This is a genomic window from Clostridium pasteurianum (assembly GCF_001705235.1).
Taxonomy (GTDB): Bacteria; Bacillota; Clostridia; order Clostridiales; family Clostridiaceae; genus Clostridium_S; species Clostridium_S pasteurianum_A.
This window is the reverse complement of the sequence record NZ_MCGV01000001.1, coordinates 1,410,994-1,427,949: the sequence shown is the minus strand read 5'-3', so window position 1 is coordinate 1,427,949 and position 16,956 is coordinate 1,410,994. Positions and strand designations below refer to the sequence as shown.

Annotated in this window: 18 protein-coding genes; all 18 read left to right on the top strand. The window is 27.1% G+C overall.

Annotated features, from left to right (window positions below):
- Window positions 1-30: 30 nt before the first annotated feature.
- The 18 genes from BEE63_RS06230 to uxaC all read left to right on the top strand — a co-directional run bounded on the left by BEE63_RS06230 (window position 31) and on the right by uxaC (window position 16,815).
- Complete coding sequence (locus BEE63_RS06230) at window positions 31-288, top strand: helix-turn-helix domain-containing protein (protein ID WP_066020558.1); 258 nt, start codon at window positions 31-33, stop codon at window positions 286-288.
- Between the two features lie 285 nt (window positions 289-573).
- The gene (locus BEE63_RS06225; RefSeq protein WP_139111556.1) at window positions 574-1,386 is read left to right on the top strand and encodes a hypothetical protein; all 813 of its coding nucleotides are present in this window, start codon (window positions 574-576) and stop codon (window positions 1,384-1,386) included.
- Between the two features lie 65 nt (window positions 1,387-1,451).
- The gene (locus BEE63_RS06220; RefSeq protein ID WP_066020556.1) at window positions 1,452-1,661 is read left to right on the top strand and encodes a hypothetical protein; all 210 of its coding nucleotides are present in this window, start codon (window positions 1,452-1,454) and stop codon (window positions 1,659-1,661) included.
- Between the two features lie 11 nt (window positions 1,662-1,672).
- The gene (locus BEE63_RS06215) at window positions 1,673-2,761 is read left to right on the top strand and encodes a hypothetical protein (RefSeq protein WP_066020555.1); all 1,089 of its coding nucleotides are present in this window, start codon (window positions 1,673-1,675) and stop codon (window positions 2,759-2,761) included.
- 310 nt (window positions 2,762-3,071) lie between these two features.
- Window positions 3,072-3,779, top strand: a complete 708-nt coding sequence (locus BEE63_RS06210; RefSeq protein WP_066020554.1) for a hypothetical protein — start codon at window positions 3,072-3,074, stop codon at window positions 3,777-3,779.
- A 14-nt stretch (window positions 3,780-3,793) separates the two neighbouring features.
- A complete protein-coding gene (locus BEE63_RS06205) occupies window positions 3,794-4,006 on the top strand; it encodes a hypothetical protein (protein ID WP_066020553.1) in 213 nt (70 codons plus the stop codon).
- 688 nt (window positions 4,007-4,694) lie between these two features.
- Entirely contained in the window at window positions 4,695-5,114 is a 420-nt protein-coding gene (locus BEE63_RS06200) for a hypothetical protein (RefSeq protein WP_066020552.1), read from the top strand.
- Window positions 5,114-6,682, top strand: a complete 1,569-nt coding sequence (locus tag BEE63_RS06195; protein WP_066020551.1) for a terminase large subunit domain-containing protein — start codon at window positions 5,114-5,116, stop codon at window positions 6,680-6,682. The genes BEE63_RS06200 and BEE63_RS06195 overlap by 1 nt, the downstream gene beginning before the upstream one ends.
- 37 nt (window positions 6,683-6,719) lie before the next feature.
- On the top strand, window positions 6,720-7,004 hold the full coding sequence (locus tag BEE63_RS06190; protein WP_066020550.1) for a heavy-metal-associated domain-containing protein: 285 nt from the start codon (window positions 6,720-6,722) through the stop codon (window positions 7,002-7,004).
- Window positions 7,005-7,017: 13 nt separating this feature from the next.
- On the top strand, window positions 7,018-8,418 hold the full coding sequence (locus BEE63_RS06185) for a phage portal protein (protein ID WP_066020549.1): 1,401 nt from the start codon (window positions 7,018-7,020) through the stop codon (window positions 8,416-8,418).
- A gap of 386 nt (window positions 8,419-8,804) precedes the next feature.
- Window positions 8,805-9,380 (top strand): site-specific integrase, encoded by a 576-nt coding sequence (locus BEE63_RS06180; protein ID WP_066020548.1) that lies wholly within the window; start codon window positions 8,805-8,807, stop codon window positions 9,378-9,380.
- Window positions 9,381-9,621: 241 nt separating this feature from the next.
- Window positions 9,622-9,888: a hypothetical protein gene (locus BEE63_RS06175; RefSeq protein WP_066020547.1), complete on the top strand. Its 267-nt coding sequence runs from the start codon at window positions 9,622-9,624 to the stop codon at window positions 9,886-9,888.
- Window positions 9,889-9,915: 27 nt separating this feature from the next.
- Window positions 9,916-10,500, top strand: coding sequence for a hypothetical protein (locus BEE63_RS06170; protein WP_066020546.1), 585 nt, complete (start codon window positions 9,916-9,918; stop codon window positions 10,498-10,500).
- Window positions 10,501-10,590: 90 nt separating this feature from the next.
- Window positions 10,591-10,956 (top strand): hypothetical protein, encoded by a 366-nt coding sequence (locus BEE63_RS06165; RefSeq protein WP_242874704.1) that lies wholly within the window; start codon window positions 10,591-10,593, stop codon window positions 10,954-10,956.
- A gap of 1 nt (window position 10,957) precedes the next feature.
- Complete coding sequence (locus BEE63_RS06160) at window positions 10,958-12,052, top strand: Ig-like domain-containing protein (RefSeq protein WP_066020545.1); 1,095 nt, start codon at window positions 10,958-10,960, stop codon at window positions 12,050-12,052.
- A 421-nt stretch (window positions 12,053-12,473) separates the two neighbouring features.
- Entirely contained in the window at window positions 12,474-13,778 is a 1,305-nt protein-coding gene (locus BEE63_RS06155) for a helix-turn-helix domain-containing protein (protein ID WP_066020544.1), read from the top strand.
- Window positions 13,779-13,785: 7 nt separating this feature from the next.
- Window positions 13,786-14,817, top strand: a complete 1,032-nt coding sequence (locus BEE63_RS06150) for an aldose 1-epimerase (protein WP_066023180.1) — start codon at window positions 13,786-13,788, stop codon at window positions 14,815-14,817.
- 594 nt (window positions 14,818-15,411) lie between these two features.
- Window positions 15,412-16,815, top strand: a complete 1,404-nt coding sequence (gene uxaC, locus BEE63_RS06145; protein WP_066020543.1) for a glucuronate isomerase — start codon at window positions 15,412-15,414, stop codon at window positions 16,813-16,815.
- The last annotated feature ends 141 nt before the right edge of the window (window positions 16,816-16,956 follow it).

Here is a 16,956-nt window from a genome sequence, read left to right as displayed (position 1 = left end):
AACTTTTAAATAAGAAATGGAGGAATTTTAATGTTAGCAGGTAGACAAATCAAAACAGTTTTAATAATGAAGGATATTAAACAACAAGAGATTGCAGATTATTTGGGAGTAAGTAAAAATTATATTTCTATGCTAATGAATGAAAAGCAAACAATCCCCAAAAATAATTATGAAAAAATTATAAGTTATATAAATTTAACAGAAAATGAGAGAAAAAAGGTACAGGAATTATTTATTGCAAATAAAGAAGAAGTTAAAAAGAGGACAAATAAAACAACTAAAAAATAGGCATGTATATAGCGTTATTTAGCGTTCAAATTGAAATAGTGTAATTATATTATATTCCGCTTAAAACGCCTTATATGGCGAATAACGCTTATATTTATGTATATAAAATCATATAAGCAAAAATTAGAGAGGTAGGTGTAAATATGTCAAAAGTTTGATAACTTTCTTTAAAGTTAAGAAAGTAAATTGTAACTCAGAACAGTACGGGAAAGCGAGGGTTGTGTATGTATAAGAAATACAAAATTTAACGTTTTTTACAATGCAAATACTAGACATAAAAAAATTATGAACGAAGAAATTAAAAAAAGTTTTCCAACAGAATGGTTAGATAGCAGGACTAAATTATATATGTGCTTGACTGATGATGTAGATTCATTATTCAGTTGCTTATTATTAGAAAAAATTAAGGGATATGAAATTTCACATTTTTATTCATTCAGCAAATTGTATAGAGGAAATCAATTCAAAGGTAATATAAAACTTGTTGGTGTAGATATGGATTTAAATGTGGGAAGGTGTTGGGGCAATCACCCCACGCTAAATAATAATAAAAATAGTGCAAATTTAAATGTAATAAAAGGTATAAATCAAAATAATTATTTTCATAAGTATGCAGGTTCAACTTTACTGGAGATTATATCTTATTATGATGTAGATATTTCAATGTTAAATGAAGAGGCATTAATGGTTCTACTTGCAGTGGATACTACATTTAAACAGTATGCTTTTAACCCTGCATTAAGTAAATATTATTTAGTAGATGTATTAGAATTGCCACAACTATACGATTTATGTAAGGATCATAAGCAAAAAGAATTCTATGATTTAATAGACAAATATAAATTATACAAAAAAATAATAATGAATGAAGATAACATATTAAAAACTTCAATAGACCTTAATGGTTTATCAGAGTTATTTAATATGTCTTTTATTTTGCCTAAAAGTGAATTTAGATGCACACATACATACATAGACAAAGGATTAAATTTAAGTGCATTTAATAGATTTAAAGCAGATTTAGAAGCAAATGGTGGTGAAATTTTCACACAAGCATTAACTAATAGAAGTTTTATAAAATTTAGTTATCAGAAATAATTAAAATAAATTAAGGGGACGATATTCCGTCCTCTTTACAATTAAGAAAGTTGAGGTATATGTTTATGGAAAGAAAAGAATATACAACAGTAGACAATAAATATATAGCAGATGCAATAAATTGGGTAACTGGCATGAGATATTATATTTTTACGAACAACGAAGGTAAAATAGTGTATAGTTTTAAAAATAATGACCAGTTTCATGTTGCACTAGAAAAATTAATTGAAATTAAGAATTTTATGAATTTTAAATATAACAACAAAGAGAGGTAGGTTAAGATTTTATGAATTTAGGTGATTTAGAATTAAATAAAAAATATAAAAATTATAAAATAATATGTGGAGCACTAGAAGAACCAATTAAAACTGGTAAATCTAAGCAATTGCAACTTAAAGAATGGACAAGATATTTTAATTATATAAAAGAAGGAAATGGATTTCTAATAACTGAAATATATAATGTTCCTAAAGAAAAAATTGATAATAGAGGAAAAAGTGAAGGAAGTCATGCAAACAATAGCAAGTTTGCAAAATATATAGATTCATTATTAGAACAATTTTTATATAATCAAAAGAAAAATGATATAAATACTTTACATATAACTAATAATTGTTTAGCACAGATGATAAAAATGATAAATTTCAATTATAGGTGCTGTGAAGAAAATAGAGAAAAATTTCACAAATATATGGGAGATGAATATACTAATACACCCAAAATAGCAGAAAGAGATGTATTTTATCATGTAGGAAATAAAATCAGACCTGCAATATTAGGAAGTTTGAACAGATTACAAAAAGCAAATAAAATAAAATTTGAATTAACTTATTTAATATATAAAGATAATCAAGTATCAAAAATGAAGGAAAATGATATAGATTATGTAAAAGAAGTTGAAGAAAGTTTATTAAAAGAAGTGGATACAACAAAGCAAAAAATGATGTGTAAACATGATACAAAAGTAAAATTTTATAAAAAATTAAATGATATAGTCATGGAGCATTTTGAACTATTAAACAATAAGATAGATGGATTTTTTCAAGGATACGAAATAATTATAAAAAAAGTGTCTAGACAAAAAGATGTTAAAAAAAATGAAAAGGAATTAAATAAATTATTCATTGAAGATATAATAAAATCTATTGAAAAATCTAAAGAAAAAATAAGGAATAAATATAGAGATGTTACATGGGGAATTCCAAATTATAATAGCAAATGGGAAACTGAAAAAATGAGTTTGAAATATAGTATAGCTTATAAGCAAGTAATAAATATTGTACTTAGTTATACTGCAATTAATGTAATTCAAAAAATAAAACAGTACAAGACAAATGAAGAAATTGCAAGAGAATTTATGAATTTACAAAATTAAAAACCTTGTAACCATTGATATACAAGGAATATAAAATAAAAATATAAAAGTTGTCACTTTTCAAAACTCTATAGCGAGTAAATAATTATATATATTATTATAGAAGTTTGAGAAGTGACAACTTTTTTGTAATTAATAGAAATAAAATAAATCTATATTAATCTTTTTGAAAGGTTGCGGTCTTTTTCGCAAACTTGAGAAAAGATACCAATCAATTTATAGGGATAGTAGGAACGTAGTGACGTACTAGACCTAAATTGTGCGGTAGTTCTTCTAAAAATTAAAAAAATAAAAGGAGAGATATAATAATATGAAAATAAATTATGGAAGTTCAGATTTTACATTAAAACAAAAGGATACATTAGTAAATCAAGTACTAATACCATTAATACAGAGTGAAATTAAAAAAATAGGAATTACAAAGCAATTCTATGGAACTGTAAAGCAAGTAAATGGTGATAATACTGCTGATATAGATATTACATTTGGGGATAATACAACGACTATGGACAAGCTACACAATAAAAGTGGTGTAATACTAAATGTTGGAGATTTGGTTGTTTTAACCGCCCCAATGGGTGAATTAAATAATATGTACATAGACAAACGTTGTAAAAAGGACTTTGAAATAAATGCTTTAAATTTGTCAGGAGATTTAAGGTTAAATGGAATAAGAACTGATGAAGATGGACTGCATTTCAATAATAAAAATGTTGATGAAATAAATAGTTTACAATGTGATAATGTACAAATAAAAGACAATGGCAATATTTATTATGCTAATGCAATGACTAAAGAAACTCTATCTGATTGTGGGAATGCAAAGATAGAAAATGGTCAATGTATTATAGAAATTAATTCTGCATTACAAGAAAACATATATGTAAATAATTATATATTTAAGTTTTATCCTTATGAAAGTTGTAATTATACTATTACACGTAATACAAGTAATATAGTCATTTCAGCCGATAAAGATATAGAATTTGGATGGGAAATTATGGGAGTTAGAAAATAAGGGGGAATAATAATATGTTTATAAATAAAATAATTAAGAAAATATTAAAGAAGGATACTCGTACAAATAATACGAGTAAATATAAATTTGGTTGTATCAAAAGTGAGGAAGACGATAGGGACTATTTATATAGTGTAATACAATCATTGGACAAGGAACATCTACAGAAGTATTATAAGGATGTAAATTATAGAGTTCTAATCAATCAGATGTATAAGAATATGTAAAAAATAAATTATGTAGATAACTAAAAGGGGATACGGAAATTTTCTGGAAAATTGGAACAAAATCACACTTTTCTATTACTAACTGCAATCCTATATTACTCTTTCTTCTTATTTCTTATTGGTTTTAAAGAATGGCTATATCACTTATCTGTAGACGTTACTTTAACCCGTACATACCGTATAATCTATAGGACAATTAATAGTATAAGTTATAGAAATACAACTTAGTGACCGAAATAAATCCAATTGCTAAGTAAATAAAGATAACTAAAAGGGGTCAACTACGAAGGCGACCCTTATTTCCTTGCAGGGAAACTTAAAATGTTTTAAAAGTATTTTTAAAGTACTTTTAAAGTATTAACATTATCGTGATATTATCGTAACATAATCGTGTTATTATACATGCATTATCCATGTATAATCAATAGATAATATAGTGACAATCAATAAATAATCAGTAGATAATACAGTTATAATTGATAGATAATAACTCAATTATCAATGTAGTATCAAACTATAACAAAACTACTATCAACCTTATATAAAAGTAATATGAACTATAAAAAAAGTATGAAGTTCGTATAAGTTTTATATAAGGTTGATTATATTTTTGTATAAAGAATGCTATAGTTTCGTATAAACTTAGTCCACCAAAGTGGAACAAAATAAATAGAAGGGAGAGGATTAAATGAAATCTAGAACAACAAAAGAAACAATAATGGAAAAATTAGACGTTAATAGTAATAAAATATATCCTTTTATAAAATGGTATGTGGATACATCTAAAAAGGATAGGACTAAAGAAAATTTTAATAAGGATTGTAAGAGTTGTTGTGGATGTGAATTTGAAAATGCAATGCAAAACTGGTTAATTAGAGAAGATGTGCAAAGTGCTATTAAAGAATATATGAAACAAAAAAGATTTGTTAAAATTATAGAAATTTATAATGCAATGTGTACAAAAGCAATAGAAAAAGGAGATACTAATGCTGCTAAATGGGTGGTAGATTTTTCTAAAAGTGACTTCTTTGAAGATGGTGAGGATGAAATGGATGATTACTTAAGTAATATTGATATTCCTGCACTAAAGAAAAGTGGTGGTAAGTAATGGCTTTAAGTATTTCAAATGCTAAAAAGTTAAAATGGTTATGGCAAGATGGTCATGAAATTGAATGGATAGGTGCTTTTATTAAGATAGTAAATAAAGATACCAAAACAGTACCGTTTATTCTTACACCAGAGCAAAAGGAATTTGTAGAAGGATTAAGCAAATTTAATATAGTACTCAAATCAAGGCAATTGGGATTAAGTGTTTGCACAGTTGGACTAGCAATAAGACAATGTATTGTATATCCTAATTCGGCATGTTTACTGGTATCGCATGACCAAAAATCATGTAATACAATTTTTGATAAACTTAAACAACAATTTAATAGTTTACCTAGCTGGCTTAAACCTAAAACAATTGCAAACAATCGCCAGGAAATAAAGATGTGTAACGGAAGTAAAATCACTTGCAGTTGTGCAGGAAATAAGGATGTCGGAAGGGGTGACACATTACAATTAGTTCATTTAAGTGAGTTTTCTTTTTGGAAAATGCCAAAAAAACAATTAAATTCAATTACACAAGCACTTGCTCCAGAGGGTAAATTAATTATTGAGAGTACAGCAAACGGATTAAATGAATTTCATGATTTATATTTCCAAGCCCAAAATAATGAAAACTCGTATAAATCATTTTTCTTTAATTGGATAGGTGGAAGTACTCTTTTTAAAAAGGATTATGAAAAATCAGTCAAGATATATAAATCTAAACATAATAAATTACTTACAGTAGATGAACTTGATGATGAAGAAAACGAATTATTAAAACTGGGTGCTACTATGGAACAGTTGATGTGGAGAAGGTTAAAAGTTGCTAGTAGTGGATTAGATATGTTTCATCAAGAATATCCAGCTACACCCGTACAGGCGTTCATTGTGAGCGGATGCAATGTATTTGATAACAAACGAATTGATGAAGTAGAACGTGCAATTATCAATAATAAAACTACATATATAAAGAAAGAAAATATTATAGATTTGCCAATGATTTTAAGGAATCACTATGGCAGGTCTTTTTTTATATATAAAATCGCCAAGAGTGGCGAACGCTTTTATATTGGATGTGATCTATCTGAAGGAGTAGGACAAGATTATTCTGTGATAGAAGTTCTTAATAAAGATGGGGAACAAGTAGCAGAGTTTTATAATAACAAGTTAAAACCTTTCCAAATGGCTGAAATTATCAATGCTATTGGTATTTATTATAACAAAGCATTAATTACAGTTGAAAAAGCTAGTGGAGGTCATTCAGTAATTGAAAGATTGCGATATGAATTTAGATATATGAACATGACAAAATATAAATCATACGACCAATTTAATAAAATGCAATGGAATATTGGTTTTGATACAAACAATAAAACTAAATCAATTATAATTAACGATTTTGTAGAATTATTTGCAAAAGGGCAATTAAAAATTAATAGTAGAAGAGTACTTCAAGAGATGAAAGTTTTTGAAATTAATGATAATGGTTCAATGGCTGCTAGTGGTTCTAATCATGATGATAGTGTAATGGCTACAGCATTAGCAATAGTTAGCTTGAAAAATCCTTATTATTATACTTTTTAAGTAGGGGTTAATTTTATATAAAAGGAGAGAAGGAATAATGGAAAATAAAGATATATGGGATAAATTAAATAATCATGAACAAAGGATAACAAGTAGTGAGAAGGACATTAATGATATTAAGGTAGATACAGCGACACAACAAGTTACGGTGAAAAATCTTAATACATCTATGAAGCAATTAAATGAAACAATAGAAAAATTAAGTGATAAACTAGAAAATTTTATGATTGGTTCAGAAAATAAGGGTACGGATAACTGGAAATATATTATTAGCGTAATATTGATTCCAGTTATTTTTTATTTATTAACAATAATAAAGTAGAAGGGGCGATAATATGCAAACATTAGAGGATTATATTGCAGACAGATATGGCGGTGATAGTAATTGGTTTGAACAGGAAGTTGAACAGGGAAACCATTTAACTAGAATTAGTAATGTAGTAAATAATATAGAATATCTGCTAGGTAGGCATAAGATATCACAAAGAGAAGATACGAAATGGAAGGGACAAGAATATATAACTAAAAAATTAATATTAAATCAAGCAAAAACAATTCTTAATTTCCATAGTACATATTTGCTAGGAAAACCTTTATCGTTAACTGGTTCAGAAAATAAAGTTAAAGAATATCAAAATATATATAGGAGGGGTAATTATAATAATATTGATTTTAAGATACTGGATAATGTTATTAAATATGCAGATTCTTACGAGTATGTGTACATAGATAATAATAAAAACATTGTAAGTAAAATAATTCATTCTGAAGATGGATACCCAATATATTCAGAGGATACTGGTGAGTATATAGGATTCATTGAATACTATACGATGGATAGCAATAAGGTTAGTTATTATAATGTATATTACACAGATAAAGTAGAGCAATGGAACAATGAAGGCGGAGAACTGCAATTAATAGATACTAAAAGTAATATTAGTGGATTGCCTATACATTATTCAAATGATGAAGGTGAATATGACAATTTTGGTAGAAGCTTACTTGAAGATTTAAAACCTATTTTTGATGAATTTGAAGATATATTTAGTAAAATGTCTGATAGTATATATACATTAAGTTTAAATCCTATGCCAGTAAGTATTGGACAGAGAATTGAAGGAACAATCCCAAGTGATGCGTGTGGATATATGATAAACTTAGATGCAGGAAGTTTTGATTATAAAAATGCTACAATAGATAGTGCTACAGTAAAATTATATTTGGATAAGTTGCAACAACAATTAAATATAATTGCTCATATGCCAAGTGTGGCAACGGGTAATAGTAATGTGTCGAATGTATCAGAAGTTTCACTAAAACTTTTGTATAGTTTAAGTGATGTAATGGCAATGCTAAATGAAAAGTGGATGAGAAGAGGATTACAACAAAGGTTTGAATACTTTGATAAGTTGTTAGGATTATTGGGTGTTACATTCAGTGATAATGAATACATAGATGTAGAATTTAATTATAGTAGACCTGTTAATGGACAAGATTTATTAAATGAGATACAGACACAGTTTAATATGGGTGCAATAAGCAAGCAGAGCATAATTGAGAAATCTCCTTTAACAACAGATGTGAGTACAGAATTAGAGAGGTTGAAAAAGGAAAATAATACAGATGGTTCTACGGGAAATAATTCAGGAAATAATAGCAATAATGGTGTCGAGAATAAGGAACTTAATACAGATGGAATAAAGGATAACGAGGTTGAAAATAGTAATAAATAATTGTAAAACTAAGTAATAATGATTATTAATTAGTGCTATATATTTACGGTTAATCGTATGAATGAATACTCATATGTTATTTGATTTGAAATTTCTGCACTGTTACCATTTATAGTGGACTAAAAATATAAGTTAAAATTTTTAAAAAATTAAAATATTGTGATAATTAAATAAGTGAAGTGCAGATGTATAATTATATGATGTGGTGTATATTATACATAGATTAAATAATTATTATTAAAACGAATATGACACAATGTCATTATGTAATATAAGAAATGGCTTGAATAAATGGCTAACAGAATTTTTATAAAATACTTGATTTTGAATATGACATAATGTATAATATAAGTATATTAAGTAATATTGAGAAGAAGGTAATAATTATGAATACTGTTAGTCCAATTAGGGATAAAAAACAAATAGAATTGATGAAAGCATATTTGAAATCACATAGTTTAAGAGATTATTTAATGTTCATGGTAGGAATATCTAGTGCATTAAGAATAAGTGATATATTAAAGTTGAAAATATTAGATGTATGGAACGGTAAAAAACCAAAAGAGTTTATTGTATTACATGAGCAAAAGACAGGTAAGTATAAAAAATTTCCAATAACAAAGAACTTAGAGAAGGCAATAAAAGAATATTTGAACTCTTATGATTATGATATGAATGATTATTTAATACAAAGCAGAAAGACAAGTAAAGGTGAGAGTAAACCAATTACAAGACAACAGGCGGCGTTTATATTAAGTAATGCAGGAGAGGCAATAGGATTAAAAGAACCAATTTCAACACATTCTATGCGAAAAACATGGGGATACTGGGCGTATAAAAGTGGAGTATCACTTGCATTAATTATGGAAGCATTAAATCACTCTAGTATTGCAAATACAAAGAAATATTTAGGTATTACTCAAGATGATTTGAACGATGTATATATGAATTTGAACTTATAAAAGAAATATTTCTATAAATTAATAAAAAATTATGAAGAGGGTTTATAGTGACCTTCTTTTTTTATAAAAAATTATAAAAATACAATGGCAATTACCCCATTTTACAGTTCATTTCTATAGTTAATTAATTTTTTCCCCACAGAAAAATTTGAATTTTATAAAATATTCTATATATTAGGAGGATTTTGGATTTAGTTGTGGAATACTGGTAACAATAAATAAAATATTGGAGATGAAAGTTATGAAAATACAAGTAATATGTGAGCATTGTGGAAAAGTGGTCGAATTAACACCACAAGATATTGGAAAACATTCATATATATATGATAAATTAAATGACAATGATTTTTCTATAAGTGATATAGAAATTGACCATGATTTAAGTGGGGATTTAGATGATATTAATGATTTAGATGATATTGATGTAGATAAAACATTAAATGAAATAAGAGTTAATTGTAAGAATTGTGGTGATTATATTATTTTAAAGGGTTTTGAACAATTTTAAAAAAATTAAGTTGTGGAGGAAATAAGTATGGATTTTGATGATATTATAAAAAGAGAATCAAAGACAGATGAATTGAAAAAGAGATTTAATAAGTTACAATTGGAATTTGATGTATTAGAAAGTAATTATTATTCTGAAACTAAAATAAATGATTTAAAAGATAAAATGAAACAAAAATTGTTAGATGAGTTCAAAGAATATTTTAAATCTAAAGGGTTTAGTGTAAAATCAAGTTATGAGGAAAATAATTTTGTAGGGAATTTAGAAAATAGAACTGCAAGTATTGGAAATTATAAAATTATATTTTCTATTAGTATATCATTTAGAATATTTTTAGAAGTACAACATAAAAATGATTTTAAAAAAGAAGAGTATACATTATCGATGGATTTATCTTCTGAAAGTGCTTTCCACTCATGTATTGATAATGAATATCATAATATAACTGATATGATTAAATTATTAGAAAGTGATATATCTTCACTTCAAAAAATCAGTGAAGAAAATAAACCTTTAGAGGTAGTATGTAAGTTTGATGATGGTCTTAATATGGATATGGATAAAGAATATAAATCATTTAAAGACATAATTGAAGATATTCCAAATAAATAAGCAAAATAATATTGAATTTATAAAGATGTGCCTTAAATGGCACTTTTTTTATGCTCAAAATTAAATAAATAAGAAAGGAAGTATGATAATATGGCAATGATGACAGTGTTAGAACGTTTAAAAATAGAATTAAATAATAAAGATTATTTTGAAGATGATACATATACAATGTATTTATCAGAAAATAATTTAACCTCTACAGATAATTATGTTAAAGCCACAATGCAGAGAAATTTATTACTTACAGTAGTTGATGTTTTAGAAGCAGTTGCAAATGATGTAGATTTAATGAGAAAAGTTTCTGATGATACTACTGGACTTTCAACAAGTGAAGCATATAAAGTTTTGCAGAGCAGAATACAAGATATTAAAAGCAGAATAGCAACTATTCCTACCACAGATACAACAGAGGATTTTTCAAATGTTTCTTTATTGTTTACAAAGGGTAGGCGATAGTATGAATACTCAATTAAATCAATTTAATGCTTTACTTAAAAGAAGCGGTAAGAGTTGTATTTTAAATAATTCTACTACTAAAGTAAGTGGCATATTTAAGGAGATAGATGATAAGGCAAAGGAAATTGACACTAAATATTTTTATACTACTATGCCACTTAAGCAGGGTGATATGATTTCTTATAATAATATTACATATATTGTAATCACCTTGAATCAAAGCATAAATAATGTATATAGTATTTATGTTATAAGGGAATGTCCTTTTTATTTAAACTATTGGTGTGGAGATACATTAAAGGTTACTCCTATATTTGTAGACACAAAGGTATTTGATACTGCAAGTACAACGTATATGCAATTAGCAGATGGACAGGTGTACATTACAGTACAGAGTAATAATTATACTAATTTAATTAATTTAAATGATAGAATGATTAAGTTTGGATATGCTTGGAAGGTAATTGCAATAGATAGAACTATCACAGGAATATTGAAATTAAATTGTAAAGTAGATGGATTTATAAATGGTGATGATGAAAAGGGGGAAATTCCTATACATACGGTGGCAACTCATACTTATGTTGTAACTGTAACACCTTCTTCTATTCCTAATTTATCGGTAGGTAGTACACAACAATTAACTGCTAGTGTAACAGAAGATGGAACTGCTATAAATAATGCAACATTTACATACACTTCAAGTGATACTACTATTGCCACAATTTCTACAAGTGGACTTGTAACCGCTGTAAAGGCAGGTAGTGTAACAATAACAGTAGCATATAATAATCATACTGCAACAGTAAGTATAACTGTAATATCATCAACTCCAACAGCAAGTTATACATTGAACGGTTCTACGGTCTTAAAAGTAGGTAATACAGGCACATGGACAGTTTTAAATTCAGATGGAACAACTCCAACAGAAAGTTTTAATTTCACTGTAAGCGATACTAATAAAGCAACAAAACAAGGTACTACAAGTAATTCAGTAACTTTAAAAGGTGTAACATATGGACAAATAAAATTAACTGCAACAGATAGCAATGGGATAAGTTGTTGGAAAGTAATTAGTGTACAAAATGGATGGTAGGATTATTGACTTTCTTGAAACAAATATATACACTATAGATAAGTGTTAATTCTAATGTGTAATATTACGGATAATATTAGTGCAAGTCGCTAGAATAGGGACTCTATGATAGTATAATTAATATCTTAGTTTCAGGTATTAGTGGCTTAGCCGTGCAGGTTCGAATCCTGTTATCCGCACCAAATAATGAAGTTCTGTGTAGTTTTCATGGAAAAATAAAATTTAAAGCATTCACTAAAATTTTAAGTCGATTTTTATTATTTTAGTGGGTGCTTTTTTATATTTCAATTTTTATTTCAAAGTTTTTTGATATATCTAAAATATGAAGTATTTTTATAAAACTATTAACACTATATAAATTCAATGCTATAATAAGGTAAAAAAGGAATGTTACAGTAATTAAACAAAAGGGAGAATTTACATGGGAAGTTATGAAGTACTGCCTATTGGCAATAAAATTAAAAACTTAAGAAAAAAGTATAGTCTGAATCAAGAACAACTGGCAGGAAATGACATAACTAGAAATCTTATAAGTCAAATAGAGAATGGTAAGGCAAATCTCACCCAAAATGCTGCTAAAATTATGTTAAAGAATCTAAAAAAAATATGCCATAACAAGAACATAAAAGTTAATGAAAATATAGATTATTTAATGGAAAGTGAAGTTTCCCAAGCTAATAAAATAATTGATAGATACATTGAAGGACTTACAGATTTAAGTATATATAAAGATGGTACGTTTGAGCATAAACTTAGTGAAGCAGAAGAATTTTTGGCTAGTTGGGATATTAGAAATAAAAAAATCTTTATCTTTGATATAGCTGGAGATTATTATTGTAGTGCAAATGATTTTTATAATAGTGCAATATATTATGAAAAAGCTAAAGCTTTAATTGATACAACCACATGTAAAGAAAATCTTATATCTATTTTAAGAAAGTTATCAATGGTTTATTATTATATTGGAAAGTATGAAGAAGATATAAAGAACTGTGATTTTGCTTTAAACCATTTTACTAATATGAGCAAAAAATACTATTGCATTTTTACTTTTAATAGTGCTCTATGTTACTTTAAATTGAAAGAATATAATAAAACCTTATATGGATGCAAGAAAATTGAAAAAGCAATAAAAAAAATAGATACTAAAAAGTATTATGAGGTATTACTGCAAGAAGCTATTTGTTTAGTAGAACTTAATGAATATGAAAGAAGTTTAAAAATATTGATTAATTTAGCAGATAATATTGATAAAGATGATACCTCAAATTATGTAACAATATTGATTAACCTAGCAGAAAATTATTTACATATGGATAATATGGTGAAAACAAAAGAAACTTTAAATATCATAAATGCGAATATAAATAATTTGAATCAAGATAGTAAATGCTTATCAGAAATATATTTAAATCTAGGCGAACTATATGCAAAACTTCATAATACAACAAAAGCGGAAGAACTATATTCTAAAGCTCTAACATATGCAAAAAAGTTTAATTGTGATTGTTTAATAGAGGATATATTATCGAAGTTAATGGATATATATATTTCTTCCAAAGATAATAGGAAAGTATCGAAAATTAAAGACGAATATTTTATGATATCTTCAAGAGAAGAAAAAATAATTGTGCCTCTTGAGCGTAAGCTTATAGAATTCTATTTAGGTACAGAAAATGTACAGGCTCTTAAAGAACTATATAATCTTAATAAAAAACTATCATAAATTGGAGATGACAAGATTGAATAATTGTGTAAGCCATACTCAGAAAATAGAGAATATAAAATGGAAAGATCACAATTGTATACGTTTTATGTCAGGAGGATATGAGGCAGTAATTGTTCCGAAAGTTGGTGCAAATATAATACAATTAAAGTATAATCCTAAAGGAGTAGATTTACTTAGAACGCCAAAGGAAGACGTGAGTTTTGAGGAATTTAGAGGATTACCTCAGGTTTATGGGTTGCCTGTATTATTTCCTCCCAATAGAATAGAGGATGGTACTTTTAAATTTGAAAACAGGATATATAAGTTTCCCATAAATGAACCGGATAAGAATAATTATATACATGGATTTATAAAAAGTGATAGATGGAATGTAGTAAGGAAGGAGATATTACAAAATAAAGTTGTAATAACAGCTGAATTTGATTTTACTAAGAGTCATAAGTATTATAAATATTTTCCTCATGAATATTCATTTATAATAGAATATAAATTATCAGAATATGGACTAGAGCAGACTACAAGTATTACTAATTTAAGTGATGAAAATATACCTATATGTGTTGGATATCATACCGCTTTTAATATTCCATTTAAGAAAGATAGCAGCAAGGATGATTATAGACTGATAGCCTCTGTCAATAAAAAGTGGAGGTTAAATGAAAGAAGTTTGCCAACAGGTGAAAGCTGTAATCTTAATTCTGTGGAAAGTCATTATTTAAGTGATGGTATTAAACCCTTAGAGCAGCCAGTGGATGATATTTATTCTCTTGAAAATTCAAATATAGATGGAAAGAATTTTAGAGGAGCGATTATTGAAAATGTTAAAGAAAAGATAAGAGTTGTTTATGAAATGGGAGAAGAGTACAAATATATGATGTTGTGGAATGACATGGGTGATAAAGGTTATGCTTGTATTGAGCCACAATCATGTATAATAAATGCTCCAAATGTAAAATTGGATAATAGTGTGTCTGGATTCAAGAGCTTAAAGCCTAAAGAAAGCTGGAAAGCATCATGCGAAATAAAAGTATTTTAAAACATTAAATAGAACTTATAAGACTAAGCTCCAAATAATGAAAATACTAAGAAATTTTAATAACTCGCTGAAAAGAAGCTCAGACAAATTAAAATTACTAAGTATTTTCATTATTTAGAGCAAAGTCTTATTAAGTTCTATTTAAATCGTTTCTAAAATACTTTTATTTCGCATAGAGGATAAAGGCAAGGAAGATTTTCTTTCGCGTTGCTACCGAAAATCTGAATTGAAAGTTTATATAGAGCTAAACTTTCAATAACTCGCTGAAAAGAAGCTCAGACAAATTGAAACATCTAAGTCTTTTTATAATTTGAGGCAAAGGCTTATTGAGTTTTATTTAAATCGTTTCTAAAATACTGTTACTTCGCATAGGGGGTAAAGGCAAGGAAGATTTTCTTTCGCGTTGCTACCGAAAATCTGAATTGAAAGTTTATATAGGGCTAAACTTTTAATAATTCGCATATGATTCTATTTTTTTTGTTCACGTTTGCAAAAAGATGTTGATATTTTAAATATGTGAGACTATAATAATAATGTAATAACCTGACAACGTTAACAGGTTTATAAAATATTTATACGAGAAGGGGAAATTAGATGAAAAAGTTTATGGATGAAAAATTTATGCTGTCAAATAAAACAGCAGAAAAGCTCTATAATGATTATGCTAAAGATATGCCAATAATAGACTATCACTGTCATATAAGCCCTAAGGAAATATGCGAAAATAAGAAGTTTAAAAATATAACAGAAGTATGGCTTTATGGGGACCACTATAAGTGGAGACTTATGAGAAGCTGCGGAATAGATGAAAAATATATAACTGGTGATTCTTCTGATTATGAGAAGTTTTTAGCATTTGTTAAAGCTCTTGAAACAGCTATAGGAAATCCATTATATCACTGGTCTCATTTAGAGCTTCAAAAGTATTTTAATATACATGAAGTAATAAACCAGAAAAATGCTCCTGCAATATGGGAAAAGGCAAATAAAGTTTTAAATGATGGACTTACAGTAAGAGAAATCATTAAAAATTCTAATGTTAAAGCAGTATGTACAACAGATGATCCTATAGATTCTCTTGAATATCATTTAAAGCTTAAGGAAGATAAAAGTTTTGATGTAAAGGTACTTCCAGCATTTAGACCTGATAAAGCATTAAGAATTGAAAAAGAAGAATTCCCATCATGGGTTAAAAAATTAGCAAAGGTTTCAGGCAAGACTGTAGATAACTATAGTGAGTTTTTAGAAGCTCTTAAGAGCAGAATAGAATTTTTCCATTCAGTTGGAGGAAGAGTTTCTGATCATGCTTTAGATTATGTACCATATTTAGAAGCATCTGAAGAAGAAGTGGACAAGATATTTAAAAAAGGCTTAAAAGGTGAAAAAGTAAGTTTTGAAGATGAGACTAAATTTAAAACATATACTATGAAATTCTTAGGAAAAGAATATGCAAAACGTGGATGGGCAATGGAACTTCACATAAATGCACAGAGAGATAATAATGGTAGAATGTATGACAAAATGGGTCCAGATACAGGATTCGATTCTGTTAATGATTCTAGTGTTGCAGGACCTCTTTCAAATCTTCTTAATTCTCTTGAAAGGGAAGAAGCACTTCCTAAAACTATACTATATAGCTTGAATCCTAATGATAACTTTGTTCTTGGAACTTTACTTGGATGTTTCCAGGGAACTAAAGCTTTTGGAAAAATTCAATTAGGAGCCGCTTGGTGGTTTAATGATCATAGAGATGGAATGGTAGAACAAATGAAAACACTTGCTAATTTAGGAGCATTTAGTACATTTATTGGAATGCTTACAGATTCAAGAAGCTTCTTATCATATACAAGACATGACTATTTCAGAAGAATACTATGTGACTTAATTGGAAAATGGGTAGAAAATGGTGAATTCCCAGATGACATGGAGTTACTTGGAAAGATGGTTAAAGATATATGCTTTAACAATGCTAACAATTATTTTAATATGGGATTATAATTGTTTATGAGCCTAAAGTTATTTTTATAAATTAAGTTTACTGTGGGATTAATGTTTATTTTTGCTTGAAATGAGCCAACTATTTTAAGCAAATTAAACAATAGTCCCATTATAAAAAGATAATTATGCTGTTTATTATAG

Bases quoted from the DNA above. Each gene is read 5' to 3' on its own strand.
- BEE63_RS06230 (WP_066020558.1), top strand. From the start codon at position 31: ATGTTAGCAGGTAGACAAATCAAAACAGTTTTAATAATGAAGGATATT.
- BEE63_RS06225 (WP_139111556.1), top strand. From the start codon at position 574: ATGAACGAAGAAATTAAAAAAAGTTTTCCAACAGAATGGTTAGATAGC.
- BEE63_RS06220 (WP_066020556.1), top strand. From the start codon at position 1,452: ATGGAAAGAAAAGAATATACAACAGTAGACAATAAATATATAGCAGAT.
- BEE63_RS06215 (WP_066020555.1), top strand. From the start codon at position 1,673: ATGAATTTAGGTGATTTAGAATTAAATAAAAAATATAAAAATTATAAA.
- BEE63_RS06210 (WP_066020554.1), top strand. From the start codon at position 3,072: ATGAAAATAAATTATGGAAGTTCAGATTTTACATTAAAACAAAAGGAT.
- BEE63_RS06205 (WP_066020553.1), top strand. From the start codon at position 3,794: ATGTTTATAAATAAAATAATTAAGAAAATATTAAAGAAGGATACTCGT.
- BEE63_RS06200 (WP_066020552.1), top strand. From the start codon at position 4,695: ATGAAATCTAGAACAACAAAAGAAACAATAATGGAAAAATTAGACGTT.
- BEE63_RS06195 (WP_066020551.1), top strand. From the start codon at position 5,114: ATGGCTTTAAGTATTTCAAATGCTAAAAAGTTAAAATGGTTATGGCAA.
- BEE63_RS06190 (WP_066020550.1), top strand. From the start codon at position 6,720: ATGGAAAATAAAGATATATGGGATAAATTAAATAATCATGAACAAAGG.
- BEE63_RS06185 (WP_066020549.1), top strand. From the start codon at position 7,018: ATGCAAACATTAGAGGATTATATTGCAGACAGATATGGCGGTGATAGT.
- BEE63_RS06180 (WP_066020548.1), top strand. From the start codon at position 8,805: ATGAATACTGTTAGTCCAATTAGGGATAAAAAACAAATAGAATTGATG.
- BEE63_RS06175 (WP_066020547.1), top strand. From the start codon at position 9,622: ATGAAAATACAAGTAATATGTGAGCATTGTGGAAAAGTGGTCGAATTA.
- BEE63_RS06170 (WP_066020546.1), top strand. From the start codon at position 9,916: ATGGATTTTGATGATATTATAAAAAGAGAATCAAAGACAGATGAATTG.
- BEE63_RS06165 (WP_242874704.1), top strand. From the start codon at position 10,591: ATGGCAATGATGACAGTGTTAGAACGTTTAAAAATAGAATTAAATAAT.
- BEE63_RS06160 (WP_066020545.1), top strand. From the start codon at position 10,958: ATGAATACTCAATTAAATCAATTTAATGCTTTACTTAAAAGAAGCGGT.
- BEE63_RS06155 (WP_066020544.1), top strand. From the start codon at position 12,474: ATGGGAAGTTATGAAGTACTGCCTATTGGCAATAAAATTAAAAACTTA.
- BEE63_RS06150 (WP_066023180.1), top strand. From the start codon at position 13,786: ATGACAAGATTGAATAATTGTGTAAGCCATACTCAGAAAATAGAGAAT.
- uxaC (WP_066020543.1), top strand. From the start codon at position 15,412: ATGAAAAAGTTTATGGATGAAAAATTTATGCTGTCAAATAAAACAGCA.